This is a genomic window from Mycobacterium sp. KBS0706 (genome assembly GCF_005938675.2).
In the GTDB taxonomy this organism is placed as follows: Bacteria; Pseudomonadota; Alphaproteobacteria; order DSM-16000; family Inquilinaceae; genus Inquilinus.
In genome coordinates, this window is record NZ_VCCH02000012.1 from 38439 (window position 1) to 59347 (window position 20909).

Here is a 20909-nt window from a genome sequence, read left to right on the forward strand (position 1 = left end):
TTTCCCTTAGAGAACCGTCCAGCCGCTCTTGGTCTGGATCGCCGCGTTTCCGGGCTTCGCCGTGCCCCATTTTACTTGCTCGATCACGCCATTCAGCGGCGCGGTGACGTTGATGCTGACCGTGATCTTGGCGGGCGTGCCGGTCGGCAGGGCACCGGACACGTCTGTCAACGTCGTAAGGCCGTTGGCCGAGAAGCCGAAGTCGTTCGCCTTGTAGCCATAGACGCCCGTCGTCATGTTGGTCGCCGTCAGCGCCTGCGTCGGCACGGCCGTAGCGGCTCCGGCCACCTGGGTCAGGCCGCGCAGGCTCGCCGATGTCACAAACTGCAGCACGTTCGCGTCGCTGATCGTGGTCTGGAGCGAGCCGAAGGCGACACCGCTGTTGGTGACCCCGGACACGACTTTTGCGCGAACCCCGAGGAACCCTTCCGTCGCATTGAAGTCGGCCCCGACCGTCCGCTGGATCTGCGGGGCATTGCGGGTCGCGATGGCGGCGTTGACCACGATCGGCGCAGTGTCGAAGGCGCCAGCCTCCAACTGGTTCAAGATGAAGTAGACGACGGCGCCGGCCGGAGCGGCAACGCGCAGCTGCTCGGTAGTGGCCGCCGCGGTCCTGCTGCCTCCGACCCGGACATAAGGCGTCGAGGCGCCGAACGACACCGCCGTCGCGCCGCCGATCTCGATGCGTCCGGCCGAGCCCCGGTAGACGATGGAGCCGCGGCAGGCGCCCGTCGCCGAGATAGTGCCGCTGATGGTCGCGAAGGCGTCCGTCGATCCGGCCGAGTTGTCGAGCTTGTAAACGAAGCCGTTGATCGTGGTCGCCGTCAACAGGGCCGCCAGGATTCCGCCGGGCATGCTCGCGCTGTCGTCGACCCGCGTCAGCGTGGCCAGCACGTCGCCACTGAGTGTGACGCCGGTCAGGTCAGTCGGGTTGGCGTTGCGGTTCGTGCAGCGGTTGGTCCGGTTCTCCCACAATTCCAGGCCGCGGTCGCACAGCGGCGCCGCGTTGGCGGCAACCGGGTGCAGCGAGCCGTCCGCATTGGTGACGATCTGCGCCGACGTCGTGATGGTGTCGAAAATGCCGGCCAGGGTCGACCCGGCTCCGTTCAGCCGGTAGTTGCCGCCCTTGAAGTCGGCGTGGCCGGAGGCGTCCGGATCGTACCAGACCACCGTGAGCGTAATGGCGCTGGACGCGGCAGAGGTCTGGCCGTTGACCGTCTGCGTCGCGGTGATGCTGCGCGCGCCGGCGGTCAGGCCGGCCAGGGTCGCGCTCCAGTTGCCGGACCCGTCCGCCGTCACGGTCTGATTCAGCACCCCGTCGACCAGGACGCCGACGCTGGCGCCGGCCATTGCCGTGCCGACCACCTGCGGGTTGGTGTTGCCGATGGTGGCCGACGCGGTGCTGATCGCCGGCGCCAGCGGCTTCACGTTCAGCGTCACCGCCGTGCTGGCCGGCGACGGGTTGCCCGCCGCGTCGGTCTGGATCGCCGTCAGGCTGTAGCTGCCGATGGCCTGGGTCGCCATGTCCAGCGTCCACGCGCCGGCGGTGACCGGCACGGGCGACCCGGCCGCGACCCCGCCCTTGTACAGCTGCAGCGAGCATCCGGTCTCGCCGGTGCCGGGGATCGTCGGTGTCGTGTCGGTGGTGTTGATCGTCGGGCCCCCGCTGATCACCGGCGCCGCCGGCGCCGTGGCGTCCACCACCACGACGATCGGGTCCGTCGATGCGCTCGGGTTGCCGTCGGCGGCCAGGGCGCGGAAAACGGTCGACCGCGACCCGTCCGCCACCGCCGGGCTGGTCACCGACCAGGCCGTGCCGACCACCGCCTGGTTCGCCACGTCGACCCCGTCGACATACATGTGCACCGCGGTCCCGGCATCGGCGGTGCCGCCGAAGGTCATGGTGGCGTCGTTGGTCGGGCTCGGCGGCTGGGTCAGCACCGCCGGCACGTTCGGCGCCACGCCGTTGGCCAGGGTCAGCGTCACCAGCAGCGGCGAGCTCTCCAGCCGGCTCCAGTTCTTGGTGACGATGCCGAAGGTGTAGACGCCGCCCAGCTGCGGCACCGTGGTCTCATAGGGCGAGGAGACCAGCAGCCCGACATGCAGCGGGTCCAGGTCGGCCCAGGCGTGGCCGGTGCCGGCCCTGTAGCGGATCTCATAGCCGGCCAGGTCCAGCGGCGTGCCGCTGCCGTCCGGGTCGGACAGCACCCATTCATAGTGCCGCAGCCCGCTCGACAACCGGGACGAGCCGAAGCTGGCCACCGGCGGCGGCGCCAGGGTGCGGTCCAGCACGGTGTGGCTGACCGGCGGGGTCGACCAGGCGCTGACCTTGACGCCGGTGCTGGCCCTCACCTGCAGCTCGATCGCCTCGCCCACCTCATATCCCAGGATGCGGAACGCGCCCTGCGCCGCCGCCACCGTCGCCGTCAGCCAGGGCGCCGTGCTGCCCGCCGGGCGGTGCCGCAGCTCGAATGTCACCGCCGCCACCTTTCCGCCGCCGCCAGGCGCCACGCCGACGGTGACGGGCGACAGGATCGACCCGTCCTCGCCCACCGTCTGCGCACCGTCGCCGGAGCTCACCGAGATGATGCGCGGCACCGCCGGCGTGTCCTGGTCCCGCTGCGGCTGCCGCGGCACCCAGGACGGCGGCGTCAGGTCCTCGACCTCGTGGATCTCCGGCGCCTCGTCCACGAAGGCCAGGCGCGCCGAGAGCTTCGCCGCCGTCTCGATGTTCTTGACGATCAGTCGGCGGGATTCCTTGCCGGCCTCGCCGAACAGGAACAGGTCGCCCTCATCCGGCATCTCGCCGGTGCCGGCCACCCACACCACATCGGTGGTGCCCGGCCGCGTCGCCACCATGCGGAGCAGCGTCGCGCTGGTCTTGCGCCGGAACCGGATGACATAGCTCTTGCCGGCGGCCATGGTCACGGCCTCGTCCAGCCCGATCGCCACCAGCGATCCCTGCGCCGTCACCGCCTTGACGCGCCCCTGTGCCAGGCCGACGCCAAGCACGGGGTGCGCGCCCAGCACCAAATTGCCGCGCTGCGCCACCAGATATTCCCAGGCGGCGTTGGTGGAATGGGCCAGGAACCGCGTGCGCCACTCGACGAAGCGGCGCTTCGCCTCCTTCCACACCCGGCCGGCCTCGGTCACCCCGGGGAACTGGATCTCCTCGTACAGGGTGGCGTTCGTCTCGTCGTAGCCGTCGTCGAACACCAGCCGCTCGGCATTGACGTCCCAGTCCGCGTCACGGTCTACGAAGCGGGCGCGGTAGCAGTGCGGGATCTCGCCGAACAGCGGCTCGGTGGTGAAGCCCCAGCTGTTCCGCGCCGTGAAATGCGCCCGCACCTCGGTCTGCGGCCGGTCGATCGCCACGCTCCAGCGCCCGTCCGGCATCGACCGGAACGCATGCCCGGTCGAGGCGATGTCGTCCAGCACCGCCGGCAGCGTCGCCTCGAAGTCGCGCACCATGTTGAACTCAAGGCCCAGCGCGACGCAGTGCTCGTGCCAGTCCTGCAGCACCGGCAGGTTGATCAGGGCGTCGGCCCGCGGCTGGGCGCAGCCCGGTCCCTGCAGCACATAGCGGAACAGGCTGGCCGGGTTGCTGGTCTCGCGCTCGATCCAGGTGTCGGTGCCGGTGTCCCAGTCGAGGCACCGGCTGTTCACGATCCCGGTCAGGGTGTCGATCACGCCCTGCAACTGGTCCTGCGCGCGGATCCGCACCACGGTCACGGCCAGAGGCTTGCGGAAGGTATAGGGCGCGCCGACCTTGATGCTGCGCAGCGCCGTCCATTCCGTGCGATCCGTGCCGGTGTCGCTCTCCTCGTCGGTGCGCTGCAGCCGGACGTCGTACTGCCCCTTCGGCACCACCCAGCGATAGCCACGGCGGAACGGCTCCTGCCGCTTCTCCGTCGTCTCCAGCTCGGTCACCGGCACCCAGGCCACGTCGCCCACCTTGCGCATCTCGATCGCGACGCTGGAGCTGATCTCCTTCTTCTTGCCCTTCTTGCTGTAGTCGATCAGCCCGCGCGGGAAACTCAGGTCGATCGAGATCTCGTCCGTGTCCGCCTCGGTGCGGCGCACCACCCAATCCGCGCCGCTCTCCAGGTACAGCGACAGCGCCTCCTCGAACACTCGGCTGGGATACAGAGTGATCGGCGGATCGCCGGGCAGGCCTTCACGATCCTCGATCTCGATATCCTCGAAGTCGCCGATCAGGGTCTCGCCGATGCGTTTGTCCTCGAGCCGCAGCGGGCCGTACCCCCACAGGAACATCGCCCGCAGATACTGGTCCGACCCCACCACCTCGGTGTAGGGCCGCGCCAGATAGATCGGAGCCATGCGGTGCCGGCCCAGCACCCAGGGGATCACGCTCCAGGCGCCGCCGCTGTTGCGCGTCCCGCCGATCGAATAGGTCGGGCTCGGTGCCGCCCCGCCCAGCGTTGGCGACCGCAGCGGGATCAGGGCATTCAGCGCGATGCTGCCGCCGATCGCCACGACAGCCGAGGTGGCGGCGGAGATCAGGGCCCCGGCCGTCGTCGCCGTCGCCGCCGCGCCGGTGGTGCCCAGAGCCAGGCCGGCGGCCAGCGGGCCCAGATAGGCGGCAGCCACGACGATCGCCAGGGTCAGCACGATCCGCAGCGCGCCGTCCTGCGGCACCACCCGCACCAGCACCGTGGTGCCCGCCTTCGGCCGGATCCGGGACCACTGCCCGGGCAGCACCGGGTCATCGCCGATCGTCACCCGAACCTGGGCCGCCATCTCCGGCGTCACGGGCAGGCCCAAGGCGTCCTCGACCAGCTGCGCCACGGTGCGCCCCGCTATGCCCACGCGCTCGACCACATCGGCGCGGAACGGGTTCGGGGCGCCGATCAGGCGCACCCCCGCTGCCGCGGGCGCCGATGGCGTCAGCTGGGTCGGAAGCGTCATGCCTCGGTTCCTGCTACGGGGTCGGCGGCAAGCCGGGATCGGGCTCCGGTGCCCGGAAGAAGCCGACGATCCGCCGGCACCACAGCGGCCCGTCATACGGGTCGCACACCGATTCGCTGTCGCGCAGCACATGCAGCATCAGCCCGGGCCGCACCACCACGCCAATATGGTCGGGCAGCAGCCGGTTGCGCAGCAGCACCAGGTCGAACGCCCGCTCGTCCCCGGCCGCCACCGGCCGCACCAGGTCCAGCGGCCGCCGCGCGATCAGTGCCGCGATCTCCTCGCGCTCGAGGGCGTCGGTGTAGTCCTCGGCATAGCTCGGCAGCTCGATGCCGCGCTGCTCCGCCAGCACCAAGGTCACCAGGCCCCAGCAGTCCAGCCCGGCGCGGGTCCGGCCGCCGCTGCTCCAGGGCAGCCCAACATAGGCGTCGCTCCAGGCCATGCGCGTCACGCCGAGAACAGCGTCGGCGCCACGCCGGGGGTCAGGCGGTCGCACGGGCAGGGCTCGCGCTCCATGGTCATGGCCGACAGCTCGATCGAGATCGCGCCGTTGGCGATCGGCGCCCGGCTCATTTCCAGCTCTGGCCAGCTCTGCTCCACCACATCCGGGGTCGCGGCCCGCACGATCTCGAACAGCAGCTTGGCGCTGGCCGGCGACAGCCGCAGCAGGTCGCTGGCGCGCACCAGGTTGCCGTCCGGGTCCGGCCCGGCCACGTCATCCAGCACGATGCGGCCGCGCGGCGCCGCGCCCTCCTCGTCCCCCGGCAGCAGCACCTCCATCGGCAGGAACCGATGGACCTGGCCGCGGCTGGTCAGCCCATAGGTCAGCGGCTCCAGCGACAGGCGCTGCAGCGGCACCGTGCAGAACCGCAGCGGCTGCGGCAGCGCGGCATGGGTGAAGGTCGTCAGCACGATCGCCGTGTCCGGCGACTGCTGCGCCATCATCTGCTCGACGATCGCCGGCGACAGGGTCATGGCAGCACCTCCAGCTGCAGCGGCATGATCCAGCCCAGCTTCGGCCGGGCCAGCGGCGTGAAGCTGGGCTGGGCGGCGAACCGCACCAGCAGCAGGCTGCTCATCAGGATCGGCTGGTCATCCTCGTCCAGGATCTGCGTCACGCCGTCCTCGGCCAGCAGAGGATAGCCGTCGACGCCGGGCTCAGGCAGCCACCACGGGGTGGTGCGGCCCTTCACGTCGTCGCGGTAGAACCGCTTCGCCCGCTCCTTCTGCCAGTCCGTCACCTTGAACGACAGGCTGATCAGGTAGGGCGCGGCAGTGGTCTCGCGCCGGATCATGGCCGGCCCGATGTCCGGCTGCGACACCAGGTCCAGGTCCGGCAGCGTCTCGTTGTAGCCGTCGACGAGGGGCCGCTGCGGCAACTCGGCCGGCCAGGTCCACAGCGTCATCGCCGCTTCGGCCCCTGCAGCGCCTGCGAGACGCCGCGACTGGCGGTGGAGCCGGGCCGCGCCGCCTCCTGCGCGAACATGTCGCCGACCGCCACCTCGAGGCGGCGGCCGCCGCGGCCGTCACGGGATTCCTTGGTTGTCACCTTCTCCCCCGTGTTGTTGTTGATGACCACGCTGACACGGTCGCCGCCGGCGGCGTTCTCGTTGGCGGCGCCGATGCCCAGGTTGCCGTTTGGCAGGCGGATCAGCGGCATCACCGCCTCCGGCCCCGCCTCGCCCAGGCGCCCGATGCCGCCGGCATGCTGGAACAGCGTGCTGCGGTCGAACACGTCGCCCATGGCATAGGCTTTGACCCGGCCGGCCCAGTCGAAGGCGTTGCCGGTGGCATTGGCCAGGGGCGTCACGCCGATCGTGCCCGGGCTGGTCGGCAGGGTGATTGCCGGCCCGGTGCCGCCGCCGCCGAACAGGCCGCCGATCCAGCCGAACGCCTTGCCCAGCAGGCCGCCGACGCCGCCCAGGGTCGGCAGCTCGGTGCCGCCGTTCAGTCCCAGCATGTTCTTCAGCGGGTTCAGCAGCGCCAGGCGGAACAGCGACTGCTGCAGCTCCGAGATCGCGCCAGCCCACAGCGATGTGAAATCGATCACCGTATCCTCGTTGGCCATCGCCAGCGTCGTCAGGGCCGTGCCGATCCGGTCGACCGAGCTGCTGGCCATGTCGCCCAGCTCGCTGTACAGGTCGCGCTGCTGCGCCACCTTGGCATTGGTGTCGGCCAGCGTGCCGGTGCTGGCGATGATGCGCCGCGCCTCCTCGGACGACAGGTCGACACCCTGCTTCTGCAGGTCCAGCTTCGCGCGCAGGATGGCCAGTTCCCGGTTCCGCGCAGCCTCGGTCTCGCCGGACAGGTCCAGCTCCTTCTGCGCCAGCGCGACCTGGCTCTCCATGTCGGCCGCCTTCTCCAGCGTCTTGCCGCGCAGTTGCTCGTCCTGCAGCGCGCGCAGCCGCTGCTCGACCTGGGCCTTCTGGTCCGGCGTGTACTTCGCCGAGATCTGGTTGATCTTCTGCTGCAGCTCCAGCTCGCGGGTGATGCGCCCCACCGCGGCGCCGCCGTCCAGATAGGCCGCGTTCAGTTTCTGCTGCACCGCCAGCGAGGCCTGCAGGTCCCGCATCTGGTCGCCGAACGGGTCGCCCTTTTCCTTCGTGGTGTCATCGCCGCCCAGACTGCCCAGCCGTCTCGGCAGGCCGCGCGGGTTGGTCGTGCCGCCGATCGGCGTCGGGGTAATGCCGCCGGACGCCGGCGGCGCGATGCCGCTGGCCGGCGCCGTGCCGGTGACCGGCGCATCGGTGCGAGACGGGATCCCACCGGCCTGCGCCACCCGCTCATCCGCCAGGCGCAGCGCCTCGAGCGCGCCGGCGAGGCCGGCGGAGGTGGTGCTTTCCCGCTCGGCCGCCGCGTCCAGCTCGCTCTGCAGCTTGGGATCGGCCACCACGATCGGGTTTCCGCCTTCGCCGACGACGGCCCCGAACTCCTTGCGCACATCGATCGTCTTGGCCTGCGCCGCCTGCTGCGCGCTGGACAGCTTCATGTAGGCGTCGGCCCACAGCGACCGCGCAGCCTCGGCGTTCGTCGCCGCGATCTGTCGCGCCAGCTCCGCCTGCGCCTTAGCCTGCTCGCGGGTCTGGTCCGTGTTGTCCTTGCTCTTGTCGGTCAGCTCGCCCATCAGGCGCTTGGTCGTATCGGTGACCTTGTTCAGGCCGTCCTGCGATCCTTCCAGCTGGTCGACCGCCGTCTTCATGCCGTAATAGCCGCCGGCCAGCGCGCCGATGATGGTGCCCAACGGGCCGAGCGCGGAGCCGATCAGGCCCCCGGCGATGGCGCCAGCGGCCGTGGCCGCGACCTCGGCCAGGCTGACCAGGTTGTCGCTCAGCCACTTCACCGCCTCGGCGCCGCCGCGCACCAGCTTCGGCAGGTTCTCCCCCACCATCCGGGTGAAGGTCACGATCTGCGGCCCCACCTCCAGAAAGCCGCGAACCAGTTGGGCCTTGATGACGACGGCCAGGTCGTCCAGCACCTGCTGGAACTCTCCGGCCCGGGCGATGTCCTCGTCCAAGATCAGGCCGCCCATCTCGCGCAGGCGATCGCCGGCCTCCTTCAGCGCGGGCGATCCGTTGCGGAACACCGTCACCATGTCGTCGGCGGCGTCGCCGAACAGCTTGGTGGTGATCGCCAGCTGCTCTTCAGGGCTCTCCAGCGCCGCGATGTGGTCGGCCACGTCGGACAGCAGCGCGATGTTAGACTTCCAGCGCCCGTCGCCGTCCTTCAGCTCGACATGCAGGGCCTTGAAGGATTTCAGCGCCTTCTCGTTGCCGGCCTGCGCCAGGCCAATCGACTTGGTGAAGGTGCCCAGCGCGGCGTCCACCACCTGCGGATCCACCACGCCATTGAAGGCGAAGCGCGTCTCCTGCAGCTGCTCGCCCGTGATCTTCAGCTTGTCGGCCACGTCTCCGATGTCGTCGGCGAAGCTCAGCGCCTCCTTGCCCTTGGTGTACAGGATGCCCAGCGCCGCGACCGCCGCGGCGATGCCGGCGGCGGCCCCGATTCCCAACGGCCCCAGCGCGGACAGGCCGGAGCCGAGCGGCCCCAGCCTGCCGGTCAGGTCGCCGATGTTCCCTTTCAGGTCGCCTGCTACGGCGTTGACCGCCAGCAGACCGCGGCTCGCCGGCGGCGCGCCCTGTTCGATCTTGCGCAAGGCCGACTGGCCGTCCTTGCCCAGCCCCTCCAGGGCGCGCTTGACGGTGTCGGCATCCTTGACCGACAGGCGGATCGACAGGTTGCGCTCAGCCATCGCCATCCTCCTTCGATCCGGAGCGGTTCTTCGCCCGCTCGTTCAGGGCCTCGATCGCCGCGGCCTCGGCCATCGGCAGCAGCACGGCCAGGGCCCGGCGGTCGTAGCCCAGGTCCTCGCCGATGGTCAGCGCCGCCGACAGGTCCAGCCCGACCGCCACCCCGGCCATGCCGGCGTAGCGGACCTGGCCGCCGCAGCGCTGCAGCACGTCCCAGGCCGCGCGGCCTTCCTCGGTCAGGGGCTCGTGTTCGATGTACGGGCAGCGCTGCGCTTCGCCGTCGACCTCGACGGCCTCGCCTTTCGCGCAGGCGAGCCCTTGGTCCCGGCACCCTCGGCAATAATCGGAGCCTCCCCGGTAGTGCCACCCGGCGAGCTCCGCGATCCTTTTCCCTCGACGATGGCCTCGCGCATCGGCGCCGTGTACTGCACCGTGAAGCTGTCCGCGATCGCCGGGAAGAAGGCGAACACCTCCGCCACCTTCTCGTCGGACACCGGGGCCGGGTCGTCGCTGTCCTGCTCCAGCACGCCTTCCCATTCCAGGATGGCGGCCTGCGCCAGGCCCTGGACATACAGCATCTGCGACATGCCGGCCCGCGCGTCCGGGTCCAGCAGCTCGGGCAGACCGACCACGGCGCCGCCGGCCTGCTCCACCGCCTCGGCATGCTGGCCCAGCTCGGCCGCCAGGCGCAGGCCCCGGGCCACAGCCTGCTCGCGGATCGCCGTCGTCATCGGCCGCACCCGCACCCGCACCCCGAAGGGCAGGTCGATCCAGTACGGCCCGCGCGGAAGGTTGAGGCGGATCATCAGTAGGCCGCCACGTCGTTGAACAGCTCGACCTGCATGGCCCGGCCCAGCGCGACGGCGCGGCTGCCGCGCGCGTCCCAGGTCATCTCGATCCCGCCCGGGCCCGAGATCTCGTTGCGCGGCTTCGGCAGCTGCACCTGGTGCGCCGTGAACAGCAGCTCGGCGCCATTGGCCGGGGACCGGAACCCGAACTGCAGCTCCGCCGCCTCGCCCGCATCGGCCTTCGCCTTCAGCGTGGTGGACGACAGGCGGCCGGTCAGGCTGAAGCCGATCGTGGTCTGGCCCGGGTCCAGGCCGCCGATCAGCCCGTCATTGTCGATCACCGGCACCGCATCCAGGTTGTTGCCGAAGGCGAAGTTGCCGGCGGTCAGGTTGGCGCTGCCCTCGCCGGCGAAGCGGATCGAACCCTGGAACTGCGAGAACAGGTCGACCGGCAGCTGCACCGGCGTGCCGGCCTGGCTGGTCGTGGTCTTGGTCTCGCTCTGGCCGATCAGGCCCAGCTGCGCGCGCACCGACCCGGCCCGGGTGCGGTCGATCTGCAGCGTGTTTCCGCCGACGCCGAGCCGCTGATAGAAGCGCAGGTCGCCCGGCGTCAAGTCGCGGTGCTCGGTCTCCAGCGACATCGACGGCAGCGACGCCGCGCCGCTGTACCACAGGTGCCGGTACAGGCCGCCGCCGGCCAGCGTGGCGCCGCTGACCTTGCCGTTGCTGGTGGCGCCCGCGGCCAGGGTGAAGCTGTTGCCGGCCGTGGTCGCCGTGTCGTGCTGGATGCGCAGCCGAGTGCCGTCGGCCGTATAGGTCGCGGCCGAGATCGCCGGCACCGCCGAAGCGTTCAGGTCGCTGGCCAGCTGCGTCACCGTCGCCGCCACCGAGGCGCCGATGTTGGTCTGCGGGCCGGTCGCCCCGCTGGCCACGAAGGTCCAGGCCGTGCCGGCCAGCGTGATGGTGCTGGACGCGGCCGGCAGCGCCGAGAAGTCGATATAGCCGCGGGACCCGACCTGGGTGTCGGACTGGGCGGTGCCCAGGAAAAGCTTGAGCCAGTGGCCGAACAACCGCTGGTCCACCGGCACCACGACGTTGCCCAGCACGTCGATCGCGCCCAACTGGTAGGCATCGGGGTCGCGGCCCGCGCCGAGCAGCGGCTCGTCCAGCAGGTCCTGCCCGGCGGCCAGGCCGTAGCTGTAGGCGCGCAGGCCGTTCCAGTTGCCGGTCGCCTGGGTGCCGTAGGCGGCTTCGAAGGCGCCGTTGATGTAGACGTTCGCGCCGGTGGCGCGACGCGGTGCAGTGGCCATCTCGGGCCTCCTTTCTAAAGCCGCGTGTCGGACTGGTACTCGACCGTCACCTCGAGGACGGCCGCCTTGATCCCGGCACTGCCGGGGAATGCTTCCGCGTCGATCGCGGGGCGGGCATAGGTCATGCCGAACACCGCGCCGCCCAGCGTCAGGTCGGCCGACAGCACGGCGTCGACCTCGGCCAGTAGCGCGTCGAAGCCGGCGTCCCGCGCATCGGCGTTGCCGGCCTCGACGGCCAGGCCGAGCACGATCGGGTGCTCGACATACCAGGGGCCCTCGGTGCCCAGCATCTCGTCGGGGTCTGTGTCCCGGTCCTCGAAGATCAGGATCATGCGGCCGCCGTCCAGCCGGGTCGGCCAGCCATCGGCGCGCTTGACCTTCGCATCCGGCACCCCAGCGGCCAGCGCCGCCTTCAGCGCCTGGACCACGCTCTCGCCCTTGGTCATGAGCGCACTCCTCCATCGGGCGGGAAGGCGGCCAGGATCAGGCTGGCCAGCTTGCCGATCCACACCTGCCCCACCCGGTCGACGTCGAGCCGCTTCTGCAGCCGGACCTGCGGCACCAGGATGAACATGACCGCGGAGGTGCGGCCGCGCAGCGGCGTGTATTCCGCGCCGCCCTGCGTCCGCCGGTTCGTCTTCGCCGTGCCCCGGCTGCCGATCCGCACGTTGTCGAACACCAGCAGGCCGGGCTTGCCGGGCCGGTAGATGAAGCGCAGCGGCTGGCCAAAGCGCTTCTCCACCTCCAACGGCGTCATCCGCCGGCCGCCCCGGCCTCGAGGCGTGGCGGCGGTCGGAATCGCCAGCCAGAAGCCGTCCTTCGACCGGATCACCGCGCCTTCGTCGAAGGCCCGGATGATGGTCGGCGCCTTGCTGTAGACCAGGCCCGCGGCGCCGCGGCTCTTCCGCCCCTTCGGATAGACCTTGTTCTGCCAGGTCTTCGCCATCCGGTCGCCCAGCCCGGCGCCGCGCACCTGCTGCCGCAGGTCCTCCTTCGCGCCGTCGGATGCCTGGGTGACGCCCGCGGTCACCGCTATGGCGATGTCGGCGCTCTCCTGGGCCAGGAACTTCTCCAGGTCCCCGGTCAGCGCCGCGCCGATCCGCATGCGTCAGATGCCCTGCGGCCGGGTGTCGAGGGTCCAGACGATGCGCAGGTCGTCCAGCTTCGGCTCGCCCTGCACGATGTAGCGGCCGGTCTCGCCGCCGGCGGCGTCGAGCGTCACCACCGTGTCGCCGGCCTGCGGCGACGGAATCTCGCTGCGGCGGACCTCGACGATGGTGGTGTCAGCCGCGATCTCCATGCCGGCGACGCCGAGCACCTCGGTCGGCTGCGACAGGATCGCCCGGCAGGCCATGGCAACGCCGCCGCCGAAGGGCTCGACCATGGCGGCGACCGCCATGTTCGCGTCTGCGAACAGCGCGTCGTGCATGGCGTCGAACGCCGTCACGCGCCCTTGCCCTTCCGGCCGGTCGGCAGCATCTCAGCGTCGCCGGTCGGAGCCTCGGGCTTCGGCGCTAGCGCGCCCTGCTCCCGCAGCGCGGTGGCAACATCGTCGGCGACCTCATAGGTGCCGGGCAGGTAATGGATGTCCGGGCTGCCGTCACGCTTGACGATGCCCAGCGACACGACCTCGATCTTCATGGCGTCTCTCCCGAAAACGGCGACGGGCCGCCGAAGCAGCCCGTCACCATCCCACCAAACGATCTTTGCTGGTCTGCTAAGCCCCAGCCTTGGTGAAGTCGAGGTAGTATTCCTCGCCCTCGGCGAACTTGCCGATCAAGGCCGGATTGGCGACGGTCAGAGAAAGCGTCCCGGACGGCGAGAACTTCGCATAGGTGTTGTTCTCATCGCTGCCGTCGGCAGGATAGCCGTCGGAGCGGCACACAGCATGGAAGTGCAGCGTCTCGCACTCAGAACTGTGCTTCTCGACACGAGCGATCTTCATCTTGGCGCGCATGGCACTCATTTGACATTCTCCCGTATGGCAAGGGCTGACGTCGCGCTTAACGATGCCCAGTTCCCCGAAAACGGCGACGGGCCGCCGAAGCAGCCCGTCGCCATCCCCCCTCCGCAACCTCAAAGCCTGGGATCAGGCCCCGATCTTGCCGCGCTGCAGTGCACCGGGCGTGGTGCAGATGAACAGCGGGTAAGAATAGACCTCGACGTCGACGAACATGTTCCGCTTCTGGTCCGGCACGATCATCGAGTATTCTGGCATGCCCGGCGTGTTGACATATTCGAAACTCTCCGCCGGGGAGTTGATCTCCTCGAACACGCCGGGAGCGTTGTCCGGGAAGAACTTCACCTTGTCGGTCGCGACCGCGACGGTGGTGCCGTCATCGGTGCCGCGATAGTTCTCCCAGCTGATGCCGCCGAAGTTGAAGGCCTGCCAGGCGGTGCCCTCGCGCAGATTCGCCGCCGCTTCCCAGTTCAGGTAGGTCTTCTCGACATCCGGATGGGTGATCAGCGCGTCCCAGAAGTCGTCGCCGCAGAGGGCGTGGACGCCGCTGCCCTGGACCATCATGCCCTTGGCGCCGCGGGTCACCTTGCGCACCACGTCGTTGCACTTCTTGCGAAGGGCCCCGGGCGTCGGGCTGGCGTTGTTGAGATCGAAGGCGACTTCGGCCGGCTGGGACACGCCCCACTCGGTGAACCAGTTGTAGATGACCGACCCGTCGGCATCGAGAACGATGCCTTGGACCGCACCCAGGCGCATGTTCTCCTTGGTCAACTCGACGTCACGGCGGATGCCGACAGGACCGTCCAGCCGACGGGCGACCTCGGCCTGCACCTGCATCAGCTCGGTCTCGCTGCCAAAGGCGCGGATGCCCTGGATTTCCTCGGCGCGGATCGTGTCGCCCTTGGCGATCCGACGCGTGCCGAAATAGCGCAGGTTGCGCTTCTCGGCGCCGCGCTGCTGGATCGGAGCGCCGCGCTGATCGGTCTGGATGACCTTCAGCGTGCCGTTCATCTCCTCGATCGCCGCGGCGGTCGTGGTGATCGGATGCGGCGTGAACAGACCCAGCGCGCCCAGCCGTCGCGGCTGATAGGGCGTGCGGGTGATCGCCTGGGTCATGGACACCATCGAGAAGGCGTCCTGGTTGAAGATGTCCATCGTGGCCATTGTTGCGCCCTCCTCGGCGCGCGCTGTTGCCGGCGCTCGCCGGCTGCGTGTGGGGAGGGCGCCTCAGCGCCCGATGATGCCGGCGGGTGCGGCCAACTGCAGCAGGGCTGCGGCCTTCTGGTTGGTGGTGGCGCCGGTGAAATACACCAGCTCGGCGGCGTTCACCTCCGCGTCGCGGACGATCGCGACACCCGGTGTGTCGGCCGCGGTGGCATCCACGGCATCGAACAGGATCGCCGCGGCATACTGCGACCCGTCGGTGTTCGCCGGGTTCCACTCCTTCAGCTTGCTGGAGCCGGAGACCGTGATCCGGAACTGATCGCCGGCGGCGAAGTCGGTGGCACCATCGGCCAGGGTGAAGGCCAGGCCGCCGCCGGAGAAGGCGACCGCCACGGTGCCGTTGCCGACCGTGACGCCGTCCGGGTCCTCGACCACGAACTCGCCGGCATTGGCCGCGGCGGCGACGATGGTCAGGACATAGACGCCCAGCTTGGCGGCGCCGCTGACCGTCACCGTGCCCATGGTGCCGTTGCCGGTGTTGCCGGCGGCGGCGGCCGAAGCGGCGGTGCCGCTGGTGACCTTGCCGACGACGTGGCCGGCCTTCAGGTCCTGGCCGGACAGGACAATCACCGCATCGCGGCTGCGGCTGCCATTGGCCTCGCTGACGATGAACTCGCCGGCGTGGGTGCCTTCCGTAAGAACCGTCATGGTTCCCTCCTCAGTTCTTGCCGCTGGCGCGGGCGGGGCCGCGGACCTTGGCGAAGGCGCGATCCCAGCCGCCGGTGGCGGCAGCCGCCTCGGCCGCGCCGGCCGGGGCGTGGTGCGGGTCGATCGGCGCGTCCTTGCCGACCTTGGCGTCGCGGCGCTGCAGCAGCTCCTTGCGCGCGCCGGCGACGTCGAGGCCGCGGCGGACCATGTCCTGCGCCAGGCTCAGCGGCTCGTTGGCCAGCTGGCACAGGTCCATGATCTCCAGTGCCGCGGCGCGGCCGTCGGCCGGGGCGGCAGCGGCAGGCTGGGCCGGGGCCGCCGGGGCGGCCGGAGCCGCAGGCGCGGCCGCGGCCGGTGCTGCAGCCGGGGTCGCAGGCGCATCGGCATTGCCGCTGCCCTCGCCCCCGTCCTGTCCGTCGTCGGGATTGCCCGGCTCGACGGTCGCCGGGTCCTTCTGCTTGTCGGCGGTGGGCTGCACCGCCGCTTTGCGGATCGCCATCTGGTTGCTCCTCGTGGCGGTGGAGCGCGGCACCGAAGCGCCGCGCGGGGATGCCGCCGGCGAGATCTCGGCCGACAGCAGGGTGATGGTTTCCTCGAAGGTTGCGACCTGGTCGGCCAACCCAAGCGCGATCGCCTGGTCCGGACCGAAGCACCCGGCCTCGGTGGCGCGCACCGCTGCCGGCGTCATCCCGCGATTCCGGGCCACGGTCTCGACGAACAGGTCGTAGATGCGGTCGACCTCGGCCTGCTCGTCCGCGCGGGCCCGGTCGCTCAGCGGGGCGTGCGGCCAGAAGTCGATCTTCTTCGCCCCGGCGAAGATGGGCGTATAGGCGTAGCCGAGCGCCTCGTCCTCGCCGCTGATGTCGACATGCACGGCGACGACGCCGATCGAGCCGACGCCGGACACGCGCGGCATGCAGATCCGCTCGCAGGCCGACGCGATGGCGTAGGCGGCGGAATAGGCCGAGCAGCTGGCGACCGCCCAGATCGGCTTGTCGCCCCGGCCGGCATGGATCTCGTCGACCAGGTCGAACACGTCGTCCGCGGCGCCGCCGCCGGAATCGATGTCCAGCACGATGGCCTGCACCGTGGCGTCGCCCCGGGCGGCCCGCAGGTCGTCCGCGATGTCGGCATAGCTGCGCAGGCCGGACAGCGCGTCGAGGCCATAGGCCCGGGCCACCAGGCTGCCATGCACGTCAATGACGGCGATGGTCGGCGCCCCGTGCATCGCGATGCTACCGGCATCGGCCCGGGGGCCGGGCACCGGATCCTCCACCCCGGCCAGCACCGGCAGGCCCATGCGCGGGGCGACGACATTGACGATGGTGGCCAGCTTGCGCGGGTGGATCAGCAGCGGCGCCCCGAACAGCCGGGTCGCAATCTGCGGATAGGCCAGCAGTCCCTTGCTCATCGCGATCCTCCCTGCCCATCGGGCACATCCGGGCTCGGCAGCACGGTCCCGCCCGGCCGGGCCTGGGTCAGGCCGGCGGCGCTGGTCTTCCGCGCGTCCGTGTCGAGCACCAGGCCCAGCTTGTCGGCACGAGCGTTGTCGGCCGCGATCTCGCGGTCGACCCGCTCGACGTCGTCGCCGCGCTCGCTGACCACCTGGCGCCGGCTCTTGGTGCCGCCGCGGATCGCGGCCTGGTCGGCCGCCTCCTCCTGCGCCGGGTTGACGTAGCGCCAGCCCGGCGCGACCCAGGCCACGCGGCGGAATGGCCGCGGGTTGGCGGCATAGCCAGGCGCGGCCAGGGCACCGGCCAGCACCGCCTCATCCATCCAGCGGGCCCAGATCGGCCGGCACAGCTGGAAGGCCAGGGTCTGCTCCTGCTCCGCTTCGCAGCGGCGCTGGAACTCGTTCAGCCCGGCGCGGATCGAGGAGAAGTTCACCCCCGTCAGGTCGCCGGTCAGTTGCTCATAGGTCACACCGATGCCGACCGCGATGGCCCGCAGGTTGACGCGCATGAACTGCTCGTAGCTGCCGCCGACATCGGCGGGCTCAGCGAATTTGATGTCTTCTCCGGGCTTCAGGAACTGCGTCGTGCCAGGTTCCATCACCCCGCCGGTACCGGTCTCCGGATCCGCCGCTCCGACCAGCCCGGCCGTGTCCGCCTCCTGCGAGGTGATGAAGGCCGTGAACATGGCGGCGAACTTCTTGCGCACCACCTCGGCATCGCCATACTCCAGCATGTCGCGGATCTTCAGGATCACGCTCGACAGCCAGGGATAGCCACGGACCTGGCCGGGCCGCAGCGGCTTGAAGATGTGCAGCACCTCCGACGCCGGCACCCGCACCGGGATCATGCTGACGTTGCCAGTCAGGATCTCGCCGGGGTGCTTCTGATACAGCCAGTAGGCGACGCGCTGCCCGGTCGTGTCGAACTCGACGCCGCAGATGATCTGGTTGCCGTTCGGCAGCGGCTCGGTCTTCTCGACCGGCAGATGGTCGGCCTCGATCACCTGGATCTGCAGCGGCACCGACAGGCCGTCCGTCGACCGGCGTGGCCGGAAGCGGATCAGCACCTCGCCGGCCTCGATCACCGACCGGGCCGCCAGGCGCTGCTGGCCGTAGAAATCGGTCAGGCCGTCGGCGTCGCTCTCGTCCGTCCAGTCCAGCCACAGCTCCTGCAGCGCCTCGCGGAACGCCTCGTCCTTCGCCCGGCTCATCGGCTTGATGCCGGTTCCCACCAGGTTGGCGGCATAGGTCTCGATGCCGTTTCCCGCCCACGGATCCTTGCGGGCGAGGTCGCGTGACCGGGCGCGCAGCCAGGTCAGCGATCCGCTGAGGATGGCGTTGATGCCGGACGAGCTCGGCCGCCAGTGGCGCAGCCGGCGCCCCTGTCCCGCGCCGTCGAAATCCGGCTCGCCGCCGATGTACAGCCTGGTCCCCTTGATCCGGGTGCGGGTGGCGGCGGGGGTCACCGGCACAGCCCCCGGCGGCTGGACAGCAGTACCTGCCGCGGCGGCGGGTTGCCGGCCTCGGTGGCCAGCGCCTCCTCGACCAGGCGAAGCGCCTCCTTCAGGTCGGCCATCGACCGGTACTCGACCGACCGGCCGTTGTGGGTGACGCGCAGCGTCCCGTTCACGATCGCCTTCTGCAAGGCGTCGCGCTCTGCGGTGGTGTAGGCCATGCTACCTCGCGAGAGAGCTGCGCAGCACCCGGCCGCGCCCTGCGGGCCGGGGCTGCGGCGACGCCGGCGGCGGTGCCGGTGTCTCAGGGGCCGGTGCCGCCGCGACGATCGGGCGGCTCGGCTCGAACAGGTCGGGATGCGCGGCGTTTCGGATCTCGGCGCCGGCTGCGGCCAGGCGCGCCTCGATCTCGTCCGCCGCCTTGTCGGTCAGGGCACGCCAGCCGCAGCGGATCGCCGCGGCCTCGGCATAGATCGCGGTGTCCAGCGCCTCGTTGTCCTGCGCCTCCGGCTTGGTCCAGACATAAACCGTGAAGCCGTCGGCCCGCTTCTTCGGGGTGCGCCGTTCGGAGCACAGCTCCTGGAAATACTCGTCCTCGAGCCCCTGTGGGAAGCCGACGAAGCCGCGCTCCTGCGGATCGTCCTTGGCCAGGGCGGTGTACAGCGTCGTCTTCAGGCCGGACACGCCGACATTGTAGAACCGCTTCTGGCGCTTGCGCGGCTTGCCGTCCGGCTTCTTGTCGGTCTGGGTGGCGGCCAGCGGCGGCGCCGTCTCGCTCCGGGCGCCGCGAACCATGATCACCCTGGTTTCCGGGTGCTTCTTCGCCCAGTCCTCGACGTCGCGGGTCCAGGCGTTGCCGTCGATCGCCAGCATCTGCAGCTTGCGGTGCGGTACGCGCTCGCCGCCATGCTCGTCCGGCCAGGTCTCCAGCAGCAGCTCGTCCAGCTTCGTCCGGCAGGCGTCGGTCGAGATGTGGCCCGGGATGACCCGGTACTCCACCACCCAGCGGCGGCCATCGCGGCCGAAGGCCTGAAACTGGACCTCGACATGATCCTTCTGACAGTCGGCGCCGGCAACGAAGATCAGTCCGCCATGGGGGATGACGCCGAGCTTGTGGCCGAACTCCTTGGCCCGGTCGCGCAGCGCCTCCCATGGAGGGCTCTCGCCGACGCCCTTGTACGCCCGGCCGATGGTGTCGTTCAGGAACACCATTTCTGCGGCCGGGTTGCCTTTGGCCTTGATCCAGGCCCGGGCGATATTGGCCCAGGACTGCGAGGGCGAATAGGCGGCCCAGATGTAGAACGAAAGGTCGGCCGCGCCAGGGTTGTTCGCGACCCAGTCGCCGCTGGCGATCATCTGGTTGCGGTGCCGCTCCTCGATCCGCTCGTCGCAGGCGACGCAGGTGAAATGCGCGTCGTCCGGATCGGCCTCATCGAGGCCGGCCAGCATGTTCTCCCAGACCAACTCCTGCATCACACCACAATGTGGGCAGGGGACGTGGTAATGCTCCTGGGTTCCGGCCTTGTAGTTCCGCGTAATGCGGCAATTGTGCTCCAGCAGCGGAGTCGAGACCTTGAAGATCTTGGCGAACAGGAAGGCCATAGACCGGCTGTCGGCGCCGGTCTCGCTGTCGCCGGCCTTGAGCACCTCCCATTTCGACAGGTCGTCCTGGATTTGAACCCGGGCCGACTTCATCGAGACGGCCGGGCCGCTGTTCGACCCGGCGACGGTCAAGGCGCCGCGACCGTCCTGCCGCTCGTAGTACAGGATGCTCTGCTGCCCGCTCCGGCTCCGCTCCTCCCCGAGCAGTTCCCGCAGCCGCGGCGTGTTTCTGATCATGGGCTTCCACTTGGTGCGGACCCATTCCGTCGCGTTGCTCTCGGTCGGGTGGTAGTAGATGACCTGGCACGGGTCGAGGTCCAGCGAACCTCCGACAAACACCTGGCAGATCACCGACTTCCCGATCTGGGCGCTGCCCATCAGCGTGACGATCCGCGCCGGGTGGTCCGGCGACAAGCCCTCAAGGATGCGCTTGAACTGCGGCATCCGCCGCGGATCGTAGCGCCCAGGGAACGGGCTCTCCTCACCGAACCGCACATACTCATGGGCCCAGGCCGAATAGTCCGGCGGCGCCGGCGGCTCCAGCACCTTCTGCGCGACCGTGGCGAAGAGCCAATCGAGGTTCGCCAGGGGACGGAAGTCGGCAGCGACGTCGCTCATCCCTGCGGCTCGTCCTCTTCGGCCTGCTGGCTGGTCGCGACGCCGGCGGCGGTCGCGCCCATCTGGTCGGCGATCTTCTGGCGGACGGATCGGAAACCGCGGCGCAGCGCCAGGATCACGCTCTTCCTGTCGCCGGTCGGAACAGCCAGCAGCTCGTCGGCCAGGTCAGGGAACGCCGCCTCGATCAGCGCCATCAGCTCGACCAGGCGGCGCGACCAGGCCGGCTGGATCTCCGCGGTCCGCACCCAGGTGCCGTTGCTCGCCAGCAGCTCGGCCCGGGCCCGCAGCGCCTGCGTCTCCTTGAGCTCGGCATTCGCCCGCACCAGCCGCTGCTGGTCGTTGTTCAGCGCCGGAGGAATCGCCGCGGCCGCGCTGGCAGCCGAGGCCTGGGCCGCCCGCTGGATCGGATCCAGCGTCAGGTCCAACTGCCGCAGCGCCTCGTCGACAACGATACGCTCGACGCCGTCCTCGTGGTCGAGCGCCCGGCCGCTGATCTTCCCGTCCTTCACGTACCCGGTGACGGCCGCCTTCGACCGGCCGATCATGCGGCTGAACTCGGCCTTGGACACGACGCGTCGGGCAGCGCCGTCACCGGCGCCGCCAGCACTGGCTGCGATGGTCATGACGATGCTCCGATTGAACCTATGAACGGGCTGGCCGTTCAGGCGTTAACCCT

Annotated in this window: 20 protein-coding genes; all 20 read right to left on the minus strand. The window is 70.2% G+C overall.

The genetic code is table 11. The annotated features are described in order from the left end of the window. Positions 1–6: 6 nt before the first annotated feature. Positions 7–4929, minus strand: coding sequence for an Ig-like domain-containing protein (locus FFK22_RS08765; RefSeq protein ID WP_138886049.1), 4923 nt, complete (start codon positions 4927–4929; stop codon positions 7–9). A 13-nt stretch (positions 4930–4942) separates the two neighbouring features. Continuing rightward, positions 4943–5371 carry a C40 family peptidase gene (locus FFK22_RS08770; RefSeq protein ID WP_138886048.1) on the minus strand — a complete coding sequence of 143 codons (429 nt, stop codon included), beginning with the start codon at positions 5369–5371 and terminating at the stop codon, positions 4943–4945. Positions 5372–5376: 5 nt separating this feature from the next. After that, positions 5377–5904: a hypothetical protein gene (locus tag FFK22_RS08775; RefSeq protein ID WP_138886047.1), complete on the minus strand. Its 528-nt coding sequence runs from the start codon at positions 5902–5904 to the stop codon at positions 5377–5379. Then, the gene (locus tag FFK22_RS08780; RefSeq protein WP_138886046.1) at positions 5901–6335 is read right to left on the minus strand and encodes a hypothetical protein; all 435 of its coding nucleotides are present in this window, start codon (positions 6333–6335) and stop codon (positions 5901–5903) included. The genes FFK22_RS08775 and FFK22_RS08780 overlap by 4 nt, the downstream gene beginning before the upstream one ends. Beyond that, positions 6332–9178, minus strand: a complete 2847-nt coding sequence (locus FFK22_RS08785) for a phage tail tape measure protein (RefSeq protein WP_138886045.1) — start codon at positions 9176–9178, stop codon at positions 6332–6334. Before FFK22_RS08785 ends, FFK22_RS08780 begins: the two co-directional genes overlap by 4 nt. Beyond that, positions 9171–9386 carry a hypothetical protein gene (locus FFK22_RS08790; protein WP_221938484.1) on the minus strand — a complete coding sequence of 72 codons (216 nt, stop codon included), beginning with the start codon at positions 9384–9386 and terminating at the stop codon, positions 9171–9173. Before FFK22_RS08790 ends, FFK22_RS08785 begins: the two co-directional genes overlap by 8 nt. Before the next feature lie 26 nt (positions 9387–9412). Further along, a complete protein-coding gene (locus tag FFK22_RS42810) occupies positions 9413–9982 on the minus strand; it encodes a hypothetical protein (protein ID WP_186002391.1) in 570 nt (189 codons plus the stop codon). Then, positions 9982–11274, minus strand: a complete 1293-nt coding sequence (locus FFK22_RS08795) for a phage tail tube protein (protein WP_138886044.1) — start codon at positions 11272–11274, stop codon at positions 9982–9984. Before FFK22_RS08795 ends, FFK22_RS42810 begins: the two co-directional genes overlap by 1 nt. Positions 11275–11288: 14 nt before the next feature. Beyond that, entirely contained in the window at positions 11289–11720 is a 432-nt protein-coding gene (locus tag FFK22_RS42815) for a hypothetical protein (protein ID WP_186002382.1), read from the minus strand. Then, complete coding sequence (locus tag FFK22_RS08805; RefSeq protein ID WP_138886043.1) at positions 11717–12379, minus strand: DUF6441 family protein; 663 nt, start codon at positions 12377–12379, stop codon at positions 11717–11719. Before FFK22_RS08805 ends, FFK22_RS42815 begins: the two co-directional genes overlap by 4 nt. 3 nt (positions 12380–12382) lie before the next feature. Further along, positions 12383–12721, minus strand: a complete 339-nt coding sequence (locus FFK22_RS08810) for a hypothetical protein (RefSeq protein ID WP_138886042.1) — start codon at positions 12719–12721, stop codon at positions 12383–12385. After that, the gene (locus FFK22_RS08815) at positions 12718–12915 is read right to left on the minus strand and encodes a hypothetical protein (protein ID WP_138886041.1); all 198 of its coding nucleotides are present in this window, start codon (positions 12913–12915) and stop codon (positions 12718–12720) included. The genes FFK22_RS08810 and FFK22_RS08815 overlap by 4 nt, the downstream gene beginning before the upstream one ends. Positions 12916–12991: 76 nt before the next feature. Then, positions 12992–13240 (minus strand): hypothetical protein, encoded by a 249-nt coding sequence (locus FFK22_RS08820; protein WP_138886040.1) that lies wholly within the window; start codon positions 13238–13240, stop codon positions 12992–12994. Positions 13241–13363: 123 nt separating this feature from the next. Next, positions 13364–14398 carry a major capsid protein gene (locus FFK22_RS08825; RefSeq protein WP_138886039.1) on the minus strand — a complete coding sequence of 345 codons (1035 nt, stop codon included), beginning with the start codon at positions 14396–14398 and terminating at the stop codon, positions 13364–13366. Positions 14399–14461: 63 nt separating this feature from the next. Continuing rightward, on the minus strand, positions 14462–15106 hold the full coding sequence (locus tag FFK22_RS08830; RefSeq protein ID WP_138886038.1) for a head decoration protein: 645 nt from the start codon (positions 15104–15106) through the stop codon (positions 14462–14464). A 10-nt stretch (positions 15107–15116) separates the two neighbouring features. Next, complete coding sequence (locus tag FFK22_RS08835) at positions 15117–16517, minus strand: S49 family peptidase (RefSeq protein WP_138886037.1); 1401 nt, start codon at positions 16515–16517, stop codon at positions 15117–15119. Next, on the minus strand, positions 16514–18025 hold the full coding sequence (locus FFK22_RS08840) for a phage portal protein (RefSeq protein ID WP_186002383.1): 1512 nt from the start codon (positions 18023–18025) through the stop codon (positions 16514–16516). The genes FFK22_RS08835 and FFK22_RS08840 overlap by 4 nt, the downstream gene beginning before the upstream one ends. Beyond that, positions 18022–18234: a phage head-tail joining protein gene (locus FFK22_RS08845; RefSeq protein WP_138886035.1), complete on the minus strand. Its 213-nt coding sequence runs from the start codon at positions 18232–18234 to the stop codon at positions 18022–18024. Before FFK22_RS08845 ends, FFK22_RS08840 begins: the two co-directional genes overlap by 4 nt. Before the next feature lies 1 nt (position 18235). Further along, the gene (locus tag FFK22_RS08850) at positions 18236–20233 is read right to left on the minus strand and encodes a phage terminase large subunit family protein (protein WP_138886034.1); all 1998 of its coding nucleotides are present in this window, start codon (positions 20231–20233) and stop codon (positions 18236–18238) included. Further along, a complete protein-coding gene (locus tag FFK22_RS08855) occupies positions 20230–20856 on the minus strand; it encodes a hypothetical protein (RefSeq protein ID WP_138886033.1) in 627 nt (208 codons plus the stop codon). Before FFK22_RS08855 ends, FFK22_RS08850 begins: the two co-directional genes overlap by 4 nt. Positions 20857–20909 lie beyond the last annotated feature (53 nt).

Excerpts from the sequence above, each read along its gene's own strand:
- FFK22_RS08820 (WP_138886040.1), bottom strand. The coding sequence starts at position 13,240 with ATGAGTGCCATGCGCGCCAAGATGAAGATCGCTCGTGTCGAGAAGCAC.
- FFK22_RS08850 (WP_138886034.1), bottom strand. The coding sequence starts at position 20,233 with ATGAGCGACGTCGCTGCCGACTTCCGTCCCCTGGCGAACCTCGATTGG.
- FFK22_RS08835 (WP_138886037.1), bottom strand. The coding sequence starts at position 16,517 with ATGAGCAAGGGACTGCTGGCCTATCCGCAGATTGCGACCCGGCTGTTC.
- FFK22_RS42810 (WP_186002391.1), bottom strand. The coding sequence starts at position 9,982 with ATGATCCGCCTCAACCTTCCGCGCGGGCCGTACTGGATCGACCTGCCC.
- FFK22_RS08815 (WP_138886041.1), bottom strand. The coding sequence starts at position 12,915 with ATGAAGATCGAGGTCGTGTCGCTGGGCATCGTCAAGCGTGACGGCAGC.
- FFK22_RS08805 (WP_138886043.1), bottom strand. The coding sequence starts at position 12,379 with ATGCGGATCGGCGCGGCGCTGACCGGGGACCTGGAGAAGTTCCTGGCC.
- FFK22_RS08785 (WP_138886045.1), bottom strand. The coding sequence starts at position 9,178 with ATGGCTGAGCGCAACCTGTCGATCCGCCTGTCGGTCAAGGATGCCGAC.
- FFK22_RS08845 (WP_138886035.1), bottom strand. The coding sequence starts at position 18,234 with ATGGCCTACACCACCGCAGAGCGCGACGCCTTGCAGAAGGCGATCGTG.
- FFK22_RS08795 (WP_138886044.1), bottom strand. The coding sequence starts at position 11,274 with ATGGCCACTGCACCGCGTCGCGCCACCGGCGCGAACGTCTACATCAAC.
- FFK22_RS08770 (WP_138886048.1), bottom strand. The coding sequence starts at position 5,371 with ATGGCCTGGAGCGACGCCTATGTTGGGCTGCCCTGGAGCAGCGGCGGC.
- FFK22_RS08780 (WP_138886046.1), bottom strand. The coding sequence starts at position 6,335 with ATGACGCTGTGGACCTGGCCGGCCGAGTTGCCGCAGCGGCCCCTCGTC.
- FFK22_RS08825 (WP_138886039.1), bottom strand. The coding sequence starts at position 14,398 with ATGGCCACGATGGACATCTTCAACCAGGACGCCTTCTCGATGGTGTCC.
- FFK22_RS08765 (WP_138886049.1), bottom strand. The coding sequence starts at position 4,929 with ATGACGCTTCCGACCCAGCTGACGCCATCGGCGCCCGCGGCAGCGGGG.
- FFK22_RS08775 (WP_138886047.1), bottom strand. The coding sequence starts at position 5,904 with ATGACCCTGTCGCCGGCGATCGTCGAGCAGATGATGGCGCAGCAGTCG.
- FFK22_RS08855 (WP_138886033.1), bottom strand. The coding sequence starts at position 20,856 with ATGACCATCGCAGCCAGTGCTGGCGGCGCCGGTGACGGCGCTGCCCGA.
- FFK22_RS42815 (WP_186002382.1), bottom strand. The coding sequence starts at position 11,720 with ATGACCAAGGGCGAGAGCGTGGTCCAGGCGCTGAAGGCGGCGCTGGCC.
- FFK22_RS08830 (WP_138886038.1), bottom strand. The coding sequence starts at position 15,106 with ATGACGGTTCTTACGGAAGGCACCCACGCCGGCGAGTTCATCGTCAGC.